This window comes from Bradyrhizobium sp. MI1.7, from assembly GCF_055811795.1.
This window is the reverse complement of the sequence record NZ_JBVVPO010000069.1, coordinates 1-16033: the sequence shown is the minus strand read 5'-3', so window position 1 is coordinate 16033 and position 16033 is coordinate 1. Positions and strand designations below refer to the sequence as shown.

At 65.1% G+C, this 16033-nt stretch carries 16 protein-coding genes; 14 read left to right on the top strand and 2 right to left on the bottom strand.

From position 1 onward, the window contains the following. Positions 1–18 precede the first annotated feature (18 nt). Positions 19–1455 carry a benzoyl-CoA 2,3-epoxidase subunit BoxB gene (boxB, locus tag AC0L3X_RS38145; RefSeq protein ID WP_063985931.1) on the top strand — a complete coding sequence of 479 codons (1437 nt, stop codon included), beginning with the start codon at positions 19–21 and terminating at the stop codon, positions 1453–1455. Between the two features lie 175 nt (positions 1456–1630). On the opposite strand, the gene AC0L3X_RS38140 is transcribed toward boxB, so the two are convergent. Further along, positions 1631–2431 (bottom strand): SDR family oxidoreductase, encoded by an 801-nt coding sequence (locus AC0L3X_RS38140; protein WP_063979889.1) that lies wholly within the window; start codon positions 2429–2431, stop codon positions 1631–1633. 182 nt (positions 2432–2613) lie between these two features. Then, on the bottom strand, positions 2614–3672 hold the full coding sequence (locus tag AC0L3X_RS38135) for a polysaccharide deacetylase family protein (protein ID WP_063979888.1): 1059 nt from the start codon (positions 3670–3672) through the stop codon (positions 2614–2616). 164 nt (positions 3673–3836) lie between these two features. Between AC0L3X_RS38135 and AC0L3X_RS38130 the strand changes: the two genes are divergently transcribed. The 13 genes from AC0L3X_RS38130 (at position 3837) to phoB (ending at position 15660) form a co-directional block, all read left to right on the top strand. Further along, positions 3837–5231 (top strand): OmpA family protein, encoded by a 1395-nt coding sequence (locus tag AC0L3X_RS38130; protein WP_063979887.1) that lies wholly within the window; start codon positions 3837–3839, stop codon positions 5229–5231. Positions 5232–5233: 2 nt separating this feature from the next. After that, positions 5234–5530 (top strand): hypothetical protein, encoded by a 297-nt coding sequence (locus tag AC0L3X_RS38125; protein ID WP_063979886.1) that lies wholly within the window; start codon positions 5234–5236, stop codon positions 5528–5530. Positions 5531–5655: 125 nt separating this feature from the next. Continuing rightward, entirely contained in the window at positions 5656–6246 is a 591-nt protein-coding gene (locus tag AC0L3X_RS38120; protein WP_166348139.1) for a TetR/AcrR family transcriptional regulator, read from the top strand. Further along, positions 6243–7175: a haloalkane dehalogenase gene (locus AC0L3X_RS38115; protein ID WP_063979884.1), complete on the top strand. Its 933-nt coding sequence runs from the start codon at positions 6243–6245 to the stop codon at positions 7173–7175. The genes AC0L3X_RS38120 and AC0L3X_RS38115 overlap by 4 nt, the downstream gene beginning before the upstream one ends. 11 nt (positions 7176–7186) lie before the next feature. Further along, positions 7187–7414, top strand: coding sequence for an Rdx family protein (locus AC0L3X_RS38110; protein ID WP_063979883.1), 228 nt, complete (start codon positions 7187–7189; stop codon positions 7412–7414). Between the two features lie 452 nt (positions 7415–7866). Then, the gene (locus AC0L3X_RS38105; RefSeq protein WP_063979882.1) at positions 7867–8922 is read left to right on the top strand and encodes a putative bifunctional lysylphosphatidylglycerol flippase/synthetase; all 1056 of its coding nucleotides are present in this window, start codon (positions 7867–7869) and stop codon (positions 8920–8922) included. A gap of 32 nt (positions 8923–8954) precedes the next feature. Further along, positions 8955–10253, top strand: a complete 1299-nt coding sequence (locus tag AC0L3X_RS38100; protein WP_063979881.1) for an ATP-binding protein — start codon at positions 8955–8957, stop codon at positions 10251–10253. A 144-nt stretch (positions 10254–10397) separates the two neighbouring features. Further along, positions 10398–11411 (top strand): phosphate ABC transporter substrate-binding protein PstS, encoded by a 1014-nt coding sequence (gene pstS, locus AC0L3X_RS38095; protein ID WP_063985930.1) that lies wholly within the window; start codon positions 10398–10400, stop codon positions 11409–11411. 143 nt (positions 11412–11554) lie between these two features. Beyond that, the gene (gene pstC, locus AC0L3X_RS38090) at positions 11555–12544 is read left to right on the top strand and encodes a phosphate ABC transporter permease subunit PstC (RefSeq protein WP_063979880.1); all 990 of its coding nucleotides are present in this window, start codon (positions 11555–11557) and stop codon (positions 12542–12544) included. A gap of 1 nt (position 12545) precedes the next feature. Continuing rightward, positions 12546–13391, top strand: a complete 846-nt coding sequence (pstA, locus tag AC0L3X_RS38085) for a phosphate ABC transporter permease PstA (RefSeq protein WP_063979879.1) — start codon at positions 12546–12548, stop codon at positions 13389–13391. After that, positions 13388–14209 (top strand): phosphate ABC transporter ATP-binding protein PstB, encoded by an 822-nt coding sequence (gene pstB, locus AC0L3X_RS38080; RefSeq protein ID WP_063979878.1) that lies wholly within the window; start codon positions 13388–13390, stop codon positions 14207–14209. The genes pstA and pstB overlap by 4 nt, the downstream gene beginning before the upstream one ends. Before the next feature lie 11 nt (positions 14210–14220). Continuing rightward, positions 14221–14937 carry a phosphate signaling complex protein PhoU gene (gene phoU, locus AC0L3X_RS38075; protein ID WP_028155152.1) on the top strand — a complete coding sequence of 239 codons (717 nt, stop codon included), beginning with the start codon at positions 14221–14223 and terminating at the stop codon, positions 14935–14937. A 15-nt stretch (positions 14938–14952) separates the two neighbouring features. Continuing rightward, positions 14953–15660, top strand: coding sequence for a phosphate regulon transcriptional regulator PhoB (gene phoB, locus AC0L3X_RS38070; RefSeq protein WP_014491300.1), 708 nt, complete (start codon positions 14953–14955; stop codon positions 15658–15660). Positions 15661–16033 lie beyond the last annotated feature (373 nt).

Genomic DNA, 16033 nt, shown 5'->3' with positions numbered 1-16033 from the left:
AGGTCCACCATGAACATCATGAACGTCGACTACTCGACCAAGATTCCGAACAACGTGAATCTCGCCGAAGACCGCCAGGTGCTGAAGGCGCTGGAAGGCTGGCATCCCGGCTATATGGACTGGTGGAGCGACATGGGGCCGGAGGGCTTCCAGGAGTCGCTGGTGTACCTGCGCACCGCCTATTCCGTCGATCCGCGCGGCTGGGCCAAGTTCGATTACGTCCGCATGCCCGACTATCGCTGGGGCATCCTGCTTGCGCCGCAGGAGGAGAACCGCGTCGTTCCGTTCGGCGAGCATTTCGGCGAGCCTGCGTGGCAGGAAGTCCCGGGCGAGTATCGCGCCATGCTGCGCCGCCTGATCGTGATCCAGGGCGACACCGAGCCGGCTTCCGTCGAGCAGCAGCGCCACCTCGGCAAGACCGCGCCCTCGCTCTACGACATGCGCAATTTGTTCCAGGTCAATGTCGAGGAAGGCCGCCACCTCTGGGCGATGGTCTACCTGCTCCAGAAGTACTTTGGCCGCGACGGCCGCGAGGAAGCGGATGACTTGCTGCGCCGTCGCTCGGGCGATGCCGATGCGCCGCGCATGCTCGGTGCCTTCAACGAGGCGACGCCGGACTGGCTGTCCTTCTTCATGTTCACCTACTTCACCGACCGCGACGGCAAGATGCAGCTGCACTCGCTCGCGCAGTCGGGCTTCGATCCCTTGTCGCGCACCTGCCGTTTCATGCTGACGGAAGAAGCGCACCATATGTTCGTCGGCGAGACCGGCATCACCCGCGTCGTGCAGCGCACTTGTGACGCGATGCGCGAAGCCGGCATCACCGATCCCACCGACATCGCAAAGGTTCGCGCGCTCGGCGTGATCGACCTGCCGACGATCCAGAAGAAGCTGAACCTGCACTACACGCTGTCGCTCGACCTGTTCGGCTCGGAGGTCTCGACCAACGCGGCCAACGCCTTCAACACCGGCATCAAGGGCCGTTATCACGAGACCCAGATCGACGACGATCACCAGCTCAAGAACGCCACCTATCCGGTGCTCAAGTTCATCGACGGTGAGATCAAGCTGGTCGACGAGCCGGCGCTGACGGCGCTCAACATGCGCCTGCGCGACGATTACAGCCAGGACTGCGTCAAGGGCATGCTGCGCTGGAACAAGGTGATCTCGACCGCCGGCTATAACTTCCAGCTCAAACTGCCCAACGTCGCTTTCCATCGCCATATCGGCGAGTTCAAGGGCATCCATGCGACGCCGGATGGTCTTTTGATCGACGATGCCATTTGGGCGAAGCGCAAGGACGAGTGGCTGCCCTCGACCGCCGACGGCGACTTCATCACCTCGCTGATGCAGCCCGTCACCGAGACCGGCCAGTTCGCCTCCTGGATCTCGCCGCCGAAGGTCGGCATCGACAACAAGCCCGGCGATTTCGAGTACGTGAAGATCGAGTCGTAAGAGTCAGGGTTCGACCCTCGCACAATGCAAATGGTGTCATCACCCGCGAAAGCGGGTGATCCAGTATTCCAGAGGCGGCAGAGATAGATCGAGACGCTGCAGCGTACTGGATGCCCCGGTCAAGCCGGGGCATGACTGCGGAGTGTGACGCGCGCTCTGTGCTGAAACGCCCCGCCTACCCGGCGATCTCCAGCCCCGCATTGGCGTACACCACGCCGCCATCCACCGCGATGGTGTTGCCGACCACGTAATCACCCGCGCGCGAGGCGAGGTAGATCGCGACGCCGGCCATGTCCTCATCGGTTCCGATACGCCGCGCCGGAATGCGCTTTGCGACCTCGTCCGCATGGTCGCGCGCAGCGCGGTTCATGTCGGACTTGAACGCGCCCGGCGCGATCGCGGTGACGTTGATGTTGTCCTTGATCAGCTTCGTCGCCATGCGCCGTGTCAGATGGATCACGGCGGCCTTGCTGGCGGCGTAGGAATAGGTCTCGCTGGGATTGACGAAGATGCCGTCGACCGAGGCGATGTTGATCACCTTGGCTGGCCGCTCGTGCGAGGCCGCCGCGCGCAACGGCTTTGCCAGCGCCTTGGTCAGGAAGAACAGCGACTTGACGTTGAGGTCCATCACCTTGTCCCAGCCGCTCTCCGGGAATTCGTCGAAATCCGCGCCCCAGGCCGCACCCGCATTGTTGACGAGGATGTCGAGCTTCGGCTCCAGCTTGATGATTTCGGAGGCCAGCCTGTCGCAGCCCTCGATGGTCGAGATATCGATCGGCAGCGCGACGCATTCGCCGTCATATTGGGCGGAGAGCTCTTTCGCCGTCGCCTCGCACGGCCCGGCCTTGCGCGCGGTGATGTAGACCTTCGCCGCGCCTTGCGCGAGGAAGCCCGCCGCGATCATCTTGCCGATGCCGCGCGACCCGCCGGTCACGAGCGCGACACGGCCTTTGAGCGAGAACAGATCGTTGAACATGGTGCCTCCCTTGGTTGACGCCGTTTTGAGCGCGGCCGAGAGGGGAGTCAAGGAAGGCGCTGGCCAGCTCCGCCCTCATCCTGAGGAGCGCGTCAGCGCGTCTCGAAGGATGCGGGCGGCCATCCTTCGAGACGCGCTCCTTTGGAGCGCTCCTCAGGATGAGGTCTGAGTGTGTTGATGGATCAGGCCGCCGCGATCCGGCGAAAGCCGTTCCACATTGCGGTCGCGGCGCCTGAGGTCAGCACCGGCAAAATTCGCGCGTCCTGGTAATTGCCGTTGAGCGAGACGCGCGGCAGCGCGGTCATGTGGCCGGCGTTCTCGGCGAACAGCATGCCGGGCCGGGTCGTCACCGCGGTCTTGAAGCCGGCCGATGCAGCGAGAGCGAATTCGCGCTCGCCCGCCGCTTCGCGGTCGCCATAGGGGTAGGCGAAGTGCAGCACGGTACGGCCGAGCGCCTGCTCGATCCGCGCGCGGCTTACCGCCATCTCCTGTGCGGCGATCCCCTCGCTCTGCCTGGCGAGATTGCAATGGCTGATGGTGTGCGCGCCGATCGTGACCAGCGGATCGGCGGAAAATGCCTTCACCTCGTCCCAGGACAGGCACAGGCTGCGGCACAGCGCGGCCATGTCGACGTCGTATCTGGCGCAGAGCGCCTCGATCTCGCGCTTGAGATCATGTTCGCCCGGCAGCGCGCGCAGCCAATCGTGCAGGCGGTCGAACGCAACCTGTTTTGCAGCAGGGGTCGTTGCATCCAGCCGAAGCGCGGAATTGCCGATCTGGATGTCGATCTGTTCGGCCTTGGCGATCACGGTTTCCAGCGCGGTCCACCACAGACGTCCGGTGCCCTCGGCAAACTCGCTCGCGACATAGACGGCCAAGGGCGCGTCAAATTCGCGCAGAACCGGCAGCGCGAATTCGAGATTGTCGCGGTAACCGTCGTCGAGGGTGAAGGCGGCGAAGGGGCGGGTGAAGCGGCCCTGCACCAGCCGCTCATGCAGCTCGTCCATGCTGACGATGTCGATCCCGCGCGAGCGCAAATGGCTCAGCGTGGCGCGCAGGAAATCGGGGGTGACTTCGAGGTGCCGGTTCGGCTGGAACGCGGCCTCGCGGGCCGGCCGCACATGGTGCAGCATGAAAATGGCGCCGACGCCCGACAAGAGCGGGCGCAACAGGTGGTGCGCCCCGCTGAAATAGAGTGCCCCCAGCCCGGCGCGGATGACGTTGTTTCGGAGTTGTTTCATGACCGGCTGGCGAACTCTGGCATTCCACTTTCAACTTACGGAAGAACCCTTGAAGAAAAAGTTATTCCAATTGTCGACGCATGGCCTTCGGAAGGGCATCATTTCCGGTTTGACAGCCCGCCAAGGGTTTGTTTTGTCTCCGGTTCCAGAGTTCGGGTCGTTGAATGCAGAAGCTTTTCAGGTGGGCCAGCAAATGGTGGCCAGGGCTGATCCCCCTGGCCGTCATGTGGGGATTTGCGGCCTGGAATAATACCTTGCCGGTCGAGGCGGACCTGTCCGCCCGCAGCTCGGCGGCGCTCAAGGAGACCGTTCTGGACAAGACCCGGATCGCGGTGGACGGCCGGGACGTCGGCCTGGCCGCGGACGCCTTTTCCGAGGAGGGGCGCCGCGATGCCGTGATGGCGGTCGAGCTCGTCCCGGGCGTGCGCCTGGTCGACGACCGGACCCGCCTTGTTCCCGAAGCAACGCCCTTCGTCTGGAATGCCGAGCGTGACGTGGTGCGGGTGACGCTGTCCGGCTCCGCGCCCCTGCCGTCGATGAAGGCGCGCCTGACCGAGGCCGCGCGCAAGGAGGTCAACGGGACCGAGGTCGCCGATCAGATGGGCCTGGCCAGGGGCGCACCGCCGCGGTTCGAGGCCGCAGCGATGCTGCTGCTCGACCAGATCGGCAAGCTCAAGGACGGCAAGATCACGATCACCGACACCAAGGTCAATCTGTCGGGCATGGCGCGCGACCTCGGCGGCCGTGAGGCGATCGCGGCCGCGCTCAAGAACCTGCCGGAGGGCTTTTCGGTCGCCGCCAACGATGTCAAGGCGCCGCCCTACATCTTCCAGGCCTACAAGGACCCGGTTGCTGCGACGGTGACGCTGACGGGCTACGTGCCTGACAACAACGTGCACGCGGCCATTGCAACGAGTGCCTCGCGAAAGTTCTTCACCGAAAAGGTCGTCGACAATCTCAAGGCCAGCGTCGGCGCACCCGGCTCCTTCAATACTGCCGTGGTCGCAGCGCTAGGCGGGCTGTCGCGGCTGTCGACCGGTACGCTCGTGGTGTCCGATCGCGAGGTGAAGCTGTCGGGTGACGCGCTCTACGAAGGGGCCGCCAACGACATCCGCGCAGGCCTCGGCAAGGACTTCCCGAAGAACTGGCAGTACAAGCCGGAGATTACGGTGAAGCCTGCCGCGGGCCCGGTCGACGGCACGGTCTGCCAGCAATTGTTCACGGAGCTCCTGAACAAGGGCAAGATCCGCTTCGCAACGAAACGCGCCGACATCGACCCGGATTCCGCCGGCATTCTCGACCACCTGATCGAGACGGCGCTGCGCTGCCCCACCACCAATATCGAGGTGGCCGGGCACACCGATGCCGACGGTGAGGACTCCTTCAACCAGGCTCTCTCGGAGAAGCGCGCGCAGGCCGTGATCGACTATCTGGTCAAGGCCGGGCTGCCGGCCACCCGCTTCACCCCGGTCGGCTATGGCGCCACGCAGCCCCTCGCCGGCAATGACACCGACGAAGGCAAGGCGCAGAACCGCCGCATCGAATTTCTGGTGAGGTGACGATGCCCTATCTCGTCTCATTCCATCTGGGCTGGCTGATCGGCTCGCTGCTGCTGGGCTTTTGCATGGGCTGGATCTCGGTGGTCCAGCGCGGCAACGGTACCTCGAAGGTGACCGCGCGCTGGCTCGCCGTGCTTGCCGCCGCCCTGGTCGCAGCCTCCTTCGCGCATGTGGTGCCCGGCCGCTTCGGCTATTGGCTCGATCTCGGGCTGGTCATGTTCGCCTGCTACCTAGTCGGCTGCACCATCGGCGCCTGGCTTCGCGACAGGGTGGTCTCGCGGAGCCAGCCGGCGGCCTGAGTCCTTGGGCTCTCTCGGAGGGCGGGCCTCTATCCAACATTGCGATAACGGCCTGATCGGCAAGCAAATTGCTGAACGATCAGAATGCGCTTGACATTAATACGTACGTACGTATTAATTCCCTCGTGCCAAAGCCCTCACTCAAAGACGCCATCCTCGATGCCGGCCTGAAGGTCATGTTCAGGACCGGCTATCACGGCACCAGCGTGCGCGACGTCACCGCTGCGGCAGGCGCGCCGCAGGGGTCCTTCACCAACCATTTTCGCTCCAAAGAGATATTCGCCTCCGAGGTGCTCGACCGCTACTTCGACACCACGAGGGGACTGGTCGCGCAGGCACTCGACGACACCTCGCTGACGCCGCGCGCGCGGCTGCGGCGCTATCTCGACATCATCACCGGCCGGCTCGAGGCCGACGGCTATGGCCGCGGCTGCCTGATCGGTGATCTCAGCCTGGAGGCATCGGCCAGCAGCGAAATGCTGCGTGTACGTCTCGCCGAAATCTTCGCCCAATGGCGCGCGCCGTTCGCCGCTTGCATCAGGGACGCCCAGACGTGCCGCGAGATCGCATCCGATTTCGAGCCCGAAGAGCTTGCCGATTTCCTGCTCGCGTCCTGGCAGGGCGCGATCCTGCGCATGAAGGTCGACCGAAATCCCAACGCCCTCGAACGTTTCAAGACCATCGCCTTTCAAACCGTCTTCAGGGAGCTGACATGAGCAAGCCAACTGAAATCGAGATTCTCAAAACGTCTGTGCTGGGAGGCACGATGGCCTATCGCGAGGCGGGAGATCGCGATGCGCCCGTTGCCCTGTTCTTGCACGGCAACCCGACGTCGTCACATATCTGGCGCAACATCCTGCCGCTTGTATCGCCGGTCGCACATTGCATCGCGCCCGATCTCGTCGGCTTCGGCCAATCCGGCAAGCCCGACATCGGCTATCGCTTCGTCGACCACGTCCGCTATCTCGATGCATTCATCGAACAGCGCGGCATCAAATCGGCCTACCTCGTCGCGCAGGACTGGGGCACCGCGCTCGCGTTCCATCTCGCCGCGCGCCGGCCGGATTTCGTGCGCGGCCTTGCCTTCATGGAGTTCATCCGCCCGATGCCGACCTGGCAGGACTTTCACCACACCGAGGTCGCGGAGGAGCAGGACCACGCCGAGGCGGCGAGGGCGGCGTTCCGCAAATTCAGGACGCCGGGCGAGGGCGAAGCGATGATCCTCGAGGCGAACGCGTTCGTCGAACGCGTGCTGCCCGGTGGCATCGTTCGCAAGCTCGGCGAGGACGAGATGGCGCCTTACCGTGCGCCATTCCCGACGCCGGAGAGCCGCCGGCCCGTTCTCGCCTTTCCCCGCGAACTGCCGATCGCGGGTGAGCCTGCCGACGTCTACGAGATGCTCCAATCCGCGCATGCGGCGCTGGCTGCATCGTCCTATCCGAAGCTGTTGTTCTCGGGCATGCCCGGCGCGCTCGTCGCGCCCGAATTCGCCGAGCGGTTCGCAGCCTCGCTGAATCACTGCGCATTGGTGCGCCTCGGACCTGGGCTGCACTTTCTCCAGGAGGATCACCCCGAGGCGATCGGCCGCTCCGTCGCCGGCTGGATCGCCGGCATCGAGGCCGTGCGCCAGCAGCGCGCTGCCTGAAGGCGGGCGAGATGGCTGATGTGACCATCATCTATTGTCGTCCCTGCGGCTACGAGAAGCGCGCCAAGGACGCCGCTGCTGCGCTGCGGCAGCATCTGGCGCTGGAGGCGGCTCTCGTGCCCGCCAAGGGTGGGATCTTCCAGGTCAAGGTCGGCGACAGCATCGTCGCCAGCCGCAGGAAGGGCCACTTTCCCGGTACCGACGAAATCGTGGCCGCCGTCACTTCCGCGTGGCACTGATCCGGGGCGGATTCCGATCGCTTCCTGAGGCCGCTACCGTCGCCGCGGCCTTTCGGCCCACCTGAATCCCTGAACAACAGCGCCGGCCACCCCCTCTTTCGCCAGGCGGGGGCGGCCCATGGATTGACGTCGGCTTAAGTCGTGACGGAACATTGTGCGGTCGAAATCATCAAAACTTCATGGCGCCTGCGCAGGATTGCCATGGAGATTCGCGTCAGTCTTGCCGCCGAAAGCGCCAATCCGTGCATCAGGAGCCCGCAACCCTGCCTAAAATATTGAAGGCACGAGTTTTTGTTCGAATTGCTGAATTCCACTCCGCCCCAAAACGCGCTAGTGGAAGGGCATGGGGCATGCGCGATGCCGGAGCCGGCGGCAAGGGTTCGTTGAATGCCTGTGCGTCGTCCGCCTGTCCGCCGGCCACCCCGGCCGCTGAAGCGTTGTTCGAGGTCTAGATGCTGGAAGCCATACGCAGGGCGATGACGTTTCTGCGCCAGAAGCAAGTCCTGCATAAGCTTGGAGTTGTGATCAGCGTCGCGGTCATCGGCATCGCTTGCTATGTGCTCTACCACATGCTGCGGGGCATCGACGTCAACGAGGTCCTCGAAGCGATCAAGAGCACCGAGCCGAGCCAGATCGCGATGGCGGCGCTGTTCGTGGCCGCGGGCTATTTCACCCTGACCTTCTACGATCTGTTCGCCGTGCGCGCGATCGGTCACGCCCATGTGCCCTACCGCATCAATGCGCTTGCCGCCTTCACCAGCTATTCGATCGGCCACAATGTCGGCGCCAGCGTCTTCACCGGCGGCGCGGTGCGCTACCGCATCTATTCGGCCTATGGCCTGAACGCGATCGACGTCGCAAAGATCTGCTTCCTCGCCGGCCTGACCTTCTGGCTCGGCAATGCCGCGGTGCTCGGCCTCGGCATCTCCTACCATCCGGAAGCCGCTGCCGCGATCGACCAGCTTCCGCCCTGGCTGAACCGGATGCTGGCGATGATGATCATCGCGGGGCTGGTCGCCTATGTGGTCTGGGTCTGGACCCAGCCGCGGGTGGTCGGCCGCGGGCCCTGGACCGTGGTGCTGCCGGGCGGCCCGCTGACGCTGCTCCAGATCGCCATTGGCATCATCGATCTCGGCTTCTGTGCGCTGGCGATGTACGTGCTGGTCCCGGACGAGCCCAATCTCGGCTTCGTCGTGGTGGCGGTGATCTTCGTCTCGGCGACGCTGCTCGGTTTCGCCAGCCACTCGCCGGGAGGGCTCGGCGTGTTCGATGCCGCCATGCTGGTCGGCCTCTGGCAGATGGACCGCGAGGAACTGCTGGGTGGCATGCTCCTGTTCCGCGTCCTCTATTATCTCTCCCCCTTCGTCATATCTGTAATCTTGCTGACGTTTCGCGAGGTTATAATCGGCGCTCGATCGAAGCGCTTGCAGCAGGCGGCGCTCAAGCTCGACCCCGGCCCGGCGCGTGAAGCCGCCTATGTGAGAGAGCGCAGCGACACCGGCGCCTGACCGGCGCATCCCCTTAGGAGAAGCCCGCCCCGATGGCGATCGACGCCCCATCTTCTCCCTCCGCGCAGCCCTGGTCCGACCGGCTGCGGCACTCGACCGTCATCCTGATCGCCGCGGCGCTGGCGCTGTCGGTGGTGGTCTCGCTCGGCGAATTGTCGGTGATGCGGGCGGCGACGGTGTTCCTCTGCATCGCGGCCGCAGCGCTGATCCCCTGGCGGCTGCACGACAATGCCGCCTCGCGCGACGACACCCGCCGCGTCAACCCGGTCGAGAGCGCGGCGGTGGCCGCGGTCGTCGCCGGCATGCCGGATCCGGCGGTGCTGCTCGACCGCGCCGGGCGTGTCATCCATCTCAATGCCGCCGCCGCCCAGCTGGCGCCGGCACTGCGCAAGAACGAGCTCGCCCAGTTCGCGCTGCGCTCGCCGGAGATCATCACGGCGCTGCGGGAGTCGATCGCGACCACCGAGCCGCGGCGCACGACCTATCTCGACCATGTGCCGGTCGACCGCTGGATGGAGCTGACCATCACACCGGTGCCGGTGCCGACCTCCTTCGGCGGCGCCGACAAATGCATGCTGATGACATTCCACGACCAGACGCCGCTGCGCCGGGTCGAGGAGATGCGCGCAGACTTCGTCGCCAATGCCAGCCACGAGCTGCGCACGCCGCTCGCCGCGCTGTCGGGTTTCATCGACACGCTCCAGGGCCAGGCCAAGGACGATCCCAAGGCACGCGAGCGGTTCCTCGGCATCATGCACAACCAGGCGACCCGGATGGCGCGCCTGATCGACGATCTGCTCTCGCTGTCGCGGGTCGAGCTGTCGGCCCATGTGCGGCCCGACACCCTGGTCGACCTGCTGCCGATCATCTTCCAGGTCGCCGACGGGCTCGAGCCGCTGGCGCGGGAGCGCCAGGTCGAGGTCGAAACCCATCTGCCTGAGACCCCGGTGATGATCGCGGGCGATCGCGAGGAATTGCTCCGCCTGTTCGAGAACCTGATCGAAAACGCCCTCAAATACGGGGCGTCGGGCGGACGTGTCATCGTGTCGCTGGCCGCCGCGGCAGCCACTGATGGAACTCAGGAAATCCGGGTCCTGGTCCGCGATTTCGGACCCGGCATCGCGCCCGAGCATCTGCCGCGACTGACCGAGCGGTTCTACCGGGTCGACGTCGGCGACAGCCGCTCGCAGGGCGGGACGGGGCTCGGATTATCGCTGGTGAAACATATTCTTAACCGCCATCGCGGCCGGCTTTTGATCGAGAGCGTGCCCAAGCAGGGCGCCGTTTTCACGGCCTGTTTTCCCCAGGCGAAGACCGCGGCTTCAACCTGATATTCAAGCGATTTCAATCGCTTGGCCGTGTCATCCAGCTGTCACGAAACCTTCGTAAAAGCACAGCCGACCGCTCCTAAAGGGGCGGCACGGGGAGCGCGATCGGGCGCGGATGGCGCTTCGCTCCCCTGTATGGAGACCACCATGAATTTCATCAAAACTATCGTCGCTGCCGGCTTGGTCGCCGCATCGGCGACGGCGGCGTTTGCTGCCGACATCACGGGTGCCGGTGCGACGTTCCCGTTCCCGATCTATTCCAAGTGGGCTGACGCCTACAAGAAGGAGACCGGCAACGGTCTGAACTACCAGTCGATCGGCTCGGGCGGCGGCATCAAGCAGATCCAGGCCAAGACCGTGACCTTCGGCGCCAGCGACGCGCCGCTCAAGGCCGAGCAGCTCGAGAAGGACGGCCTCGTCCAGTGGCCGATGGTGATGGGCGCCATCGTTCCGGTCGTCAACATCGAGGGCGTGAAGCCCGGCGAGCTGGTGTTCGACGGCGAGACCCTGGCCAGCATCTATCTCGGCAAGATCACCAAGTGGGACGACGCCGCGATCAAGAAGCTCAATCCGAACGTGAAGCTGCCGTCGGACGCGATCACCGTGGTCCGCCGCTCGGATGGTTCGGGCACCACCTTCAACTTCACCAACTACCTCGCCAAGGCCAGCGCGGACTGGAAGAGCAAGGTCGGTGAGGGCACGGCGGTCGAGTGGCCGGTCGGCGTCGGCGCCAAGGGCAACGAAGGCGTGTCGGGCAACATCAGCCAGACCAAGAACTCGATCGGCTACGTCGAGTACGCCTATGCCAAGCAGAACAAGCTGACCTACACCGGTCTCGTCAACAAGGCCGGCAAGCCGGTGCAGCCGACCGTCGAGGCCTTCCAGGCCGCGGCTTCCAATGCCGACTGGGCCAAGGCGCCCGGCTACTACGTCATCCTGACCGACCAGCCCGGCGACAAGTCCTGGCCGATCACGGCGGCGACCTTCATCCTCATGCACAAGGATGCCACCGACAAGGCAGCCTCGCAGGAAGCCATCAAGTTCTTCCGCTGGGCCTTCAAGAGCGGCGGCAAGGCGGCTGAAGAACTCGACTACATCCCGATGCCGGACCCGGTCGTCCAGCTGATCGAGAAGACCTGGGCTGCCGAGATCAAGAGCTAAGCGCTCTTGTCCCGGACTGGGCGCCGGGATCTCACAAGACCTCCGCTCCGGATCGGCCTCGCGCCGCATCCGGAGCGCAAGACCAACAACAAGACCGACAACAAGCGTATATCAAACGGGCACAGGGGATCGGCGTGGCAGAGATGGCCGTTCAGAGCGATGTAATCGACGACGCCGGACCGTATGACCGCGCCAAGGCCTTGGGCGCCTTCAAGCTCGGCGACCTCACCTTCTACTGGATCACGCGGCTGTCCGCGATCTCGGTGCTCCTCATCCTCGGTGGCATCATCATCTCGCTGATCGTCGGCGCGTTCCCGGCGATGAAGGAATACGGCTTCGCCTTCCTGTGGACGCAGCGCTGGGCGCCGTCGGCAGATCCGCCCGTGCTCGGCGCGCTCGGCCCGATCTACGGCACGCTCATCACCTCCTTCATCGCGATGGCGATCGCCATTCCGGTCGGTCTCGGCATTGCGATCTTTCTGACCGAGCTCTGCCCGCAATGGGCGCGCCGCCCGATCGGCATGGCGATCGAGCTGCTCGCCGGCATTCCCTCGATCATCTACGGCATGTGGGGCTTCTTCGTGCTCGGCCCGTTCCTGGCCAACACGTTCCAGCCCTTCATGATCAAGATCTTCGACGGCGTCCCCGTGCTGGGCGCGATCTTCGCAGGCCCGCCGTCCTATCTCAGCCTGTTCAACGCGGCGCTGATCCTCGCCATCATGGTGCTGCCCTTCATCACCTCGATCTCGGTCGACGTGTTCAAGACGGTCCCGCCGGTGCTCAAGGAAGCCGCCTACGGCGTCGGCTGCACCACCTGGGAAGTCGTGCGCAGCGTGGTGATCCCCTACACCCGCGTCGGCGTCATCGGCGGTGTCATGCTGGCGCTCGGCCGCGCGCTCGGCGAGACCATGGCGGTGACCTTCATCATCGGCAACTCGTTCCGCATCTCGTCGTCGATCTTTGCCCCGGGCACCACGATCTCGGCGGCGATCGCATCGGAGTTCGCCGAGAGCGACGGCCTGCACCAGTCCGGCCTGATCCTGCTCGGCCTGCTGCTGTTCGTGCTGACATTCTTCGTGCTCGCGGCTGCACGGTTGATGCTGATGCGTCTTGAAAAGAAGGCGGGGAAGTAACATGAACCCGATCTACGCACGCCGCCGCCGCATGGACATCGTCATCCGTGTGCTCTGCCTGGCTGCCGCTGCCTTCGGCGTCACATGGCTCGCGCTGATCCTGATGACGCTGCTCTACAACGGCATTGCCGGCCTGAACCTGGAGCTCTTCGTTGCGGACACGCCGCCTCCGGGCTCGACCGAGGGCGGCCTGCGCAACGCCATCGTGGGTTCGATCATCATGACCGTGCTCGGCGTCGGCATCGGCGCGCCGCTCGGTCTGTTCGCCGGCACCTATCTCGCCGAGTACGGCCGCAACGACCGCCTGACCTCGGTGATCCGCTTCATCAACGACATCCTGCTCTCGGCGCCCTCGATCATCATCGGCCTGTTCATCTATGGTGCGGTGGTGGTGCCGATGCGCGGCTTCTCGGCGATTGCCGGCTGCCTCGCGCTTGCGGTGATCGTCATCCCGGTGGTGCTGCGCACGACCGAGGACATGCTGCTGCTGGTGCCGAACGCACTGCGTGAGGCGGCCTCGGCGCTCGGCCTGCCGCGCTCGCTGGTGATCAAGCGCATCGCCTATCGCGCGGCGCGCTCGGGCCTCATCACCGGCGTGATGCTGGCCACCGCCCGCGTCGCCGGCGAGACCGCGCCGCTGCTCTTCACCGCGCTGTCGAACCAGTTCTTCAGCCTGGGTCTGAACAAGACGATGGCGAACCTGCCGGTCACCATCAATAATTTCGTGCAGAGCCCCTACGCCTACTGGAAGCAGCTCGCCTGGAGCGGCGCGCTGCTCATCACCCTGACCGTTCTTGCCCTGAATATTGGCGCGCGCATTCTGAGCGCCGAGAGGACCGCAAAATGAGTGATCTTTCCGTATCGATGAGCGCGGCCGGTGGTTTGCCCCAGGCGCCGGTGCTGCCCGAAGCTCCGGCCAAGGTGACGGTGCGCAACCTCAATTTCTATTACGGCGAGCACCACGCGCTGAAGAACATCAATCTGGCGCTCGGCACCAACCGCGTCACGGCGTTCATCGGCCCGTCGGGCTGCGGCAAGTCGACCCTGCTGCGCATCTTCAATCGGATGTACGACCTCTATCCGGGCCAGCGCGTCACCGGTCAGCTCATGCTCGACCAGACCAACGTCCTCGACCCCAAGCTGGACCTCAATTTGCTGCGCGCCCGCGTCGGCATGGTGTTCCAGAAGCCGACGCCGTTCCCGATGACGATCTACGAGAACATCGCCTTCGGCATCCGCCTTTACGAGAAGATCTCGAAGTCCGAGATGGACGACCGCGTCGAGAAGGCGCTGCGCGGTGGCGCGCTGTGGAACGAGGTCAAGGACAAGCTCAACGCCTCCGGCCTGTCGCTCTCCGGCGGCCAGCAGCAGCGCCTCTGCATCGCCCGCACGGTCGCGGTGCGGCCCGAGGTGATCTTGTTCGACGAGCCCTGCTCGGCGCTCGACCCGATCTCGACCGCCAAGGTCGAGGAGCTGATCCAGGAGCTGTCCGAGAACTACACGATCGCGATCGTCACCCACAACATGCAGCAGGCGGCGCGCGTCTCCGACAAGACCGCCTTCATGTATCTCGGCGAGCTGATCGAGTTCGACGACACCAGCAAGATCTTCACGTCGCCGACCGACCGGCGCACGCAGGATTACATCACCGGCCGGTTCGGCTGAGGAGACGGAACATGGGTTCTGAACATACCGCAAAGGCCTTCGACACCGACCTCCAGGAGCTCACGCGCCTGGTCGCCGAGATGGGCGGCATCGCCGAGCGCATGATCGTCGATTCCGTCGACGCGCTTATCCGCCGCGACGTCGCGCTCGGCCAGCGCGTCGTGACCATCGACGCCGAGCTCGACGCGCTCCAGAAGAAGATCGAGGAGCGCGCCGTTCTCACCATCGCGCGCCGCCAGCCGATGGCGGTGGATCTGCGCGAGATCGTCGGCGCCATGCGCGTCGCGACCGATCTCGAGCGGATCGGCGACCTCGCCAAGAACATGGGCAAGCGCGTCGCGGCGCTGGAGACGGATTTCCATCCGCTCAAGCTGTTCCGCGGTCTGGAGCACATGACCGACCTCGTGCAGCAACAAGTCAAGTCGGTGCTGGATGCCTATGCCGCGCACGATCTGCCGGCGGCGATGGCGGTGTGGAAGGGCGACGAGGAAGTCGACGCCATCTGCACCTCGCTGTTCCGCGAGCTCCTCACCTACATGATGGAGGATCCGCGCAACATCTCGTTCTGCATCCATCTGATGTTCTGCGCCAAGAACATCGAGCGCATCGGTGACCACGCCACCAACATCGCCGAGACCGTGTTCTACATGATCGAGGGCCAGGCGATCACCGACAAGCGGCCGAAGGGCGACATGACGACCTTCGCCACGACGGTCCCGAACACTTAAGGAGCGACGAACACCATGGGCGCACGCATTATGGTGGTTGAGGACGAGGAAGCTCTCACCGAGCTTCTCCGCTACAACCTCGAAGGCGACGGCTATGACGTCGAGACGGTGATGCGCGGCGACGACGCCGACACCCGCCTCAAGGAGCACATCCCCGATTTGATCGTGCTCGACTGGATGCTGCCGGGCCTCTCCGGCATCGAGCTGTGCCGGCGGCTGCGCACCCGGCCCGAGACCAAGCAGCTCCCGATCATCATGCTCACCGCGCGCGGCGAGGAGAGCGAGCGGGTGCGGGGCCTTGCGACCGGCGCCGACGACTACATCGTCAAGCCGTTCTCGGTGCCGGAGCTGCTGGCACGCGTGAAGGGCCTGCTCAGGCGCGCCAGCCCCGAGCGGCTCGCCACCGTGCTCGCCTATGGCGACATCGAGCTCGACCGCGACAAGCGCCGCGTGGCGCGCTCGGGCCGGCCGATCGATCTCGGTCCGACCGAATATCGCCTGCTGGAGTTCTTCCTGGAGCATCCCGGCCGCGTGTTCTCGCGCGAGCAGCTGCTCGACAGCGTCTGGGGCCGTGACATCTACATCGACGAGCGCACCGTCGACGTCCATATCGGCCGCCTGCGCAAGCTGCTCAATCTCGGCCGCGAGCAGGACCCGATCCGCACCGTCCGCGGCGCGGGCTACGCACTGGACGATCGCTTTGCGAAGGCGGAGCAGGCGTAGCTCGGTGAGCTGCGGCCACACTCTCGGTGTCGTCCCGGACAAGCGCAAGCGCGGGTCCGGGACACCCACAGCGAGCGGTTATTTTGTGAAAAGGTAACTCCGAGTCCCCGTAGCCACATCTTGCGGTGGTTAAGGGTCCCGGATCTGCGCGCGCTCGAGGCGCGCTTGTCCGGGACGACATCGGATTTGTTGAGCCGCCATCGTGTGACGGCTCCTTTCTGAGCTCAGAACGACTTCAGCGCGGACCCGGCTTCGGCGGCGCGCGCCGGCGCGCGGCCGCGGGCGGCGGCGCCGCGCGCGACACGGGGGCCGAGGGTCGCCGCCCGCCGCCCCCCCACCGGCCGCCCCACAACAAATCAGAGCGAGAGGGCAG

What these genes read in the sequence shown, in the direction of transcription:
- boxB (WP_063985931.1), top strand. Translation starts at nt 19, where the DNA reads ATGAACGTCGACTACTCGACCAAGATTCCGAACAACGTGAATCTCGCC.
- AC0L3X_RS38140 (WP_063979889.1), bottom strand. Translation starts at nt 2,431, where the DNA reads ATGTTCAACGATCTGTTCTCGCTCAAAGGCCGTGTCGCGCTCGTGACC.
- AC0L3X_RS38135 (WP_063979888.1), bottom strand. Translation starts at nt 3,672, where the DNA reads ATGAAACAACTCCGAAACAACGTCATCCGCGCCGGGCTGGGGGCACTC.
- AC0L3X_RS38130 (WP_063979887.1), top strand. Translation starts at nt 3,837, where the DNA reads ATGCAGAAGCTTTTCAGGTGGGCCAGCAAATGGTGGCCAGGGCTGATC.
- AC0L3X_RS38125 (WP_063979886.1), top strand. Translation starts at nt 5,234, where the DNA reads ATGCCCTATCTCGTCTCATTCCATCTGGGCTGGCTGATCGGCTCGCTG.
- AC0L3X_RS38115 (WP_063979884.1), top strand. Translation starts at nt 6,243, where the DNA reads ATGAGCAAGCCAACTGAAATCGAGATTCTCAAAACGTCTGTGCTGGGA.
- AC0L3X_RS38110 (WP_063979883.1), top strand. Translation starts at nt 7,187, where the DNA reads ATGGCTGATGTGACCATCATCTATTGTCGTCCCTGCGGCTACGAGAAG.
- AC0L3X_RS38105 (WP_063979882.1), top strand. Translation starts at nt 7,867, where the DNA reads ATGCTGGAAGCCATACGCAGGGCGATGACGTTTCTGCGCCAGAAGCAA.
- AC0L3X_RS38100 (WP_063979881.1), top strand. Translation starts at nt 8,955, where the DNA reads ATGGCGATCGACGCCCCATCTTCTCCCTCCGCGCAGCCCTGGTCCGAC.
- pstS (WP_063985930.1), top strand. Translation starts at nt 10,398, where the DNA reads ATGAATTTCATCAAAACTATCGTCGCTGCCGGCTTGGTCGCCGCATCG.
- pstC (WP_063979880.1), top strand. Translation starts at nt 11,555, where the DNA reads ATGGCCGTTCAGAGCGATGTAATCGACGACGCCGGACCGTATGACCGC.
- pstA (WP_063979879.1), top strand. Translation starts at nt 12,546, where the DNA reads ATGAACCCGATCTACGCACGCCGCCGCCGCATGGACATCGTCATCCGT.
- pstB (WP_063979878.1), top strand. Translation starts at nt 13,388, where the DNA reads ATGAGTGATCTTTCCGTATCGATGAGCGCGGCCGGTGGTTTGCCCCAG.
- phoU (WP_028155152.1), top strand. Translation starts at nt 14,221, where the DNA reads ATGGGTTCTGAACATACCGCAAAGGCCTTCGACACCGACCTCCAGGAG.
- phoB (WP_014491300.1), top strand. Translation starts at nt 14,953, where the DNA reads ATGGGCGCACGCATTATGGTGGTTGAGGACGAGGAAGCTCTCACCGAG.